Here is a 792-nt window from a genome sequence, read left to right on the forward strand (position 1 = left end):
AGCTGAAGGCGAACCAGAGGACTTTGCGATATGGGATTGAGGACAATGTCGGGCTTGCAGAGCCTGTGGATGTATATTCGGAAGGGCCTTTCCTTGAACATGGCAGGATAGAGACCAGGGTATGCCGCATCTTTCGTGGAAATGACCTGATTACGGACAGGGAAAAGTGGAATGGAGATCTGACGGTTGTCGAAATACGGACTGCAACGGAAAGGAAATCTGACGGTCAGAAATCTTCCGAAAGAAGGTTCTATGTCTCCAGCTTTCACGGAAGTGCCCGGCGGCTGGGCACAATAGCCAGAATGCATTGGGCAATAGAAAGCATGCACTGGGACCTTGACCGCAACCTGAGGCAGGACTTTATCAGACGGAAAAGTACAAGGTCCGCCAGAAACCTTGACACGATACAGAGGATGGTACTGGCAATACTCTCGATATGGAAAGGCAAAAGGAAAAAGCTCTCTGACAAGGCAAAGGGAACGGCCGAACTTATCGGAGAACTTTCCATGAACTTTACCGCAATAATACATATGCTGGCTCAAAAATGAGATAATTTGTAATTTCAGAGGATTCGTAACGTCTTGGGTATCAAATATACCAAAGTTCCTGCTTCCCATAAGAAGTGGGTGGGAGGGATTATATACCTTCTTCTAAACTTAAATGAAAGAGCCGTGACGGCAGCGGTCCCGTGAAACGCAAAAGCGCGTCCCTTCGGCCGACAGACTTGAAGCGTTGCAATTTACCAGACCAAAGGGAATATGCTCTATCTCCAGGCTGGAGATATACATCCTC

Annotated in this window: 1 protein-coding gene; it reads left to right on the forward strand. The window is 47.7% G+C overall.

All coding sequences use genetic code 11. The features are described 5' to 3' along the window. Positions 1 to 548, forward strand: a 548-nt coding sequence (locus tag QUW60_RS15040; RefSeq protein ID WP_289561511.1) for an ISAs1 family transposase, incomplete at its 5' end; no start/stop codon positions are given. Between the last annotated feature and the right edge of the window lie 244 nt (positions 549 to 792).

Source organism: Bacteroides gallinaceum (assembly GCF_030373775.1).
In the GTDB taxonomy this organism is placed as follows: Bacteria; Bacteroidota; Bacteroidia; order Bacteroidales; family Bacteroidaceae; genus Phocaeicola; species Phocaeicola excrementipullorum.